This is a genomic window from Moorena sp. SIO4A1, assembly GCF_010672065.1.
Taxonomy (GTDB): Bacteria; Cyanobacteriota; Cyanobacteriia; order Cyanobacteriales; family Coleofasciculaceae; genus Moorena.
This window is the reverse complement of sequence record NZ_JAAHHX010000248.1, coordinates 1-2,667: the sequence shown is the minus strand read 5'-3', so window position 1 is coordinate 2,667 and position 2,667 is coordinate 1. Positions and strand designations below refer to the sequence as shown.

Here is a 2,667-nt window from a genome sequence, read left to right as displayed (position 1 = left end):
GCTTACGTTTTTGCTCTTGGTCTTTTTCGATCTCTTCTCGCTGTTGATCTGCTTTTTGCTCTAGGGATTTTAGCTTTTCTTGGTGCTCTTGATTGAGCAAATGTAAGGCATCAGCTACAACTCGAACTTTCTGAAGGTATTGCAAGTGTTCAGTTTCTACCTTAATCGCCAGCTTTAGCTCATCAAGTTTAGAGGCTTCTGAGGATAATTTTTCTGACAATTCATTAACAATGGTGCCAAACTCTAGCTGTAAATCAGCCATTCCTTTGACAATATTATCAACGGTATAGTTTGAGGCCGTTTCCAGCACTTGTTGATTTTTAGCTTTTTCCGCCTCCTCTTCTTTGGTGGCAATTTTTGAGTCAATGTTTTGCCGCTCTTTTAGGATTTGCTCAAAGGCTTGGAAAATTTGGTCTTTACTGTCTTTTGTGGCAACCATATAGTGTGTTCCTTTGACGATATTTAGATTTTTTTACTTGAAAATGATTAGTTGAAAATTGCTATAGTACTGCGCGCAGGGAATCGGGAATCGGGAATCGGGAATCGGGAATCGGGAAACAATAGGTATGTGTACTTTATTAATATGAGAACCGCTATAGTAGCCGGTGGCTGGTTAGTAATATTGATCCACCCTGGGAGATCCCCCCTAACCCCCCTTAACAAGGGGGGAACAATAGACCCCATGAACAAAAAGGCTATGGTTCCTCTGGCTTCCCCCTTAATAAGGGGGACGGGAGGGGGATCACCCTTACTGCTTAACAAGGGGGGAACAATAGACCCCATGAACAAAAAGGCTATGGTTCCTCTGGCTTCCCCCTTCCGCGCGGGGGACGGGAGGGGGATCCCGACGGGGTTGGGGGGATTTATCCAAAATCCACGCAGTGCAGTATTGACAGTGCTCTTATCTGAGATAGTTCCCAAACAAGAGGTTTCCCTATCAGCCAGTTACTAATGGGGAGTACCCCACACTACCCACAGCGATACGCTCGCTGCTCTACAATCCTTCTTTGTAGGAGCGATGTGATCGCTCTAGGGGTGTGGGTGCAATGGTTAAAAGAAAACACTATAATAGTACACATGTTCTACTTTATTCTACTGAAACTTCAGTGCATAAGTCAAGGGCAATTTGCCCATGGGACCTTGGAACTCAAGTAGCTGTGTCATAGCAAAATACCCGAAACCAACTTTATACAAGGGTTTCAGGCTTACTTTAGTCAGAATTTACTCAAAACTCAGGGGTTTCAGCTATAGGGAATAGGGGATCTGGGCACAGCGGATCTGGGAACCAGCGGATCTAGGTAGAACCATGAAGGATTAAGACATAGTAGATGCACCCTGAGTGATCCCTCAGTTACCCCCTGGGGATTTTTTTTGTTCACTCTTGTCTCAACTAATCTATTAGTTCTATGTGGGATAGCCATCTTGGCTGTCTCCTTAGGGTAAGCATTTCTAATTTCTTCCGGAGCGAGACAGAGTAATGAAGGATTAAGAAATAGTAGATGCACCCTGACTCATCCCTCAGCTATCGGCTGGGGATTTTTTTTTGTTCAATTTTGTCTCAACCAATCTATCAAAAACTAGTAGATGCCCCCTGACTGATCCCTCAGCGGGTGCATCTCATTTTTCCGCGGATCTCTACTATACTTGTTGTAGCATAGCCTATTGCACAACCCTCAAATCAGTTAGAATCCTTCTATGCCAAACTCTTCTAATACACCCAACCCTAACCCTAATTCACCCAGACAAAATTTTTTTCAAAAACTTGTAGACATAATAAGTAGTGATAAACTTGCCAACTTAGCAAAAACTTATCCCTTGATTTTTAATCTTGTAGCATTTTCAGCAACATTATGCACAAGTATGTTTTTGATAATTAAAAATATGTATTCAGATTTAAGTCGTCCAGATCTGGACGAAAAATTAAAAATAGAAATCTGTAACAATTATGAAAACTTGGTGGAAGAGAGGCTAGAAATAGAAGGATACGAAAATGTATCCCTAGACTTCTCTCCTGTAGACAATAAGAATAATAGCCATAAAAATCAGCTACCATTTTATTGCAAGTACAAGATAACTGAAGCTAATCAAAATTTAATTTCAAAAGAACTTGCTATCGAACTTAACCCTATTTTTACTGATTACCATAATGAAATAAATAAAGATTATCAGGAAAAAATTGACTGGAAAGACGTATGTAGTGATCCAACAATTACTAAACAAATGAAAGAACAAGCCAAAGTAAATCAATGGTATAAAGACGGTGACGATATTATACCAAAAGGTGCTGAGCTTCTCGACGAAATTAAAAAAGACGTTTATCCTGTATTTCGATGGGTATGCTCTTACGAAATCATCAACCAACAAGTAAACAACGAAAGTTATGAAATAATATCTGAATATAAAATCGACCTTAACTTAGAACCTTATTGCGAAAGCAAAGCGAAACAACAAAAGACAAACCGAATAAAACCAACTCATCACTATTACAAAGACCCTTATTCCTTATATTGTGTTGATCCTCATTATAAAAATTATTATAAAAATTAATATAATGTTGTTCTCTGGTCTGTTGTATTCTAAAATCCCTCAGCGCTCCGCTGGGGATTTTTTTTGCTTAATTTTGTTTCAACAAATCTGTCAGTTGTATTTGGCGTAAGCATTTCTAAT

2 protein-coding genes and 1 pseudogene are annotated in these 2,667 nt (G+C 39.4%); 1 reads left to right on the top strand and 2 read right to left on the bottom strand.

The features are described 5' to 3' along the window. Both F6K53_RS36855 and F6K53_RS36850 read right to left on the bottom strand, forming a co-directional pair. Window positions 1–439 (bottom strand): annotated as a pseudogene (locus tag F6K53_RS36855) (hypothetical protein); the annotation flags it as partial. Window positions 440–486: 47 nt separating this feature from the next. Beyond that, on the bottom strand, window positions 487–684 hold the full coding sequence (locus tag F6K53_RS36850) for a hypothetical protein (RefSeq protein ID WP_293084500.1): 198 nt from the start codon (window positions 682–684) through the stop codon (window positions 487–489). Window positions 685–1,695: 1,011 nt separating this feature from the next. Here F6K53_RS36850 and F6K53_RS36845 point away from each other — a divergent pair. Beyond that, window positions 1,696–2,547 (top strand): hypothetical protein, encoded by an 852-nt coding sequence (locus F6K53_RS36845; protein WP_293084498.1) that lies wholly within the window; start codon window positions 1,696–1,698, stop codon window positions 2,545–2,547. The last annotated feature ends 120 nt before the right edge of the window (window positions 2,548–2,667 follow it).

Bases quoted from the DNA above. Each gene is read 5' to 3' on its own strand.
- F6K53_RS36850 (WP_293084500.1), bottom strand. From the start codon at position 684: ATGGGGTCTATTGTTCCCCCCTTGTTAAGGGGGGTTAGGGGGGATCTC.
- F6K53_RS36845 (WP_293084498.1), top strand. From the start codon at position 1,696: ATGCCAAACTCTTCTAATACACCCAACCCTAACCCTAATTCACCCAGA.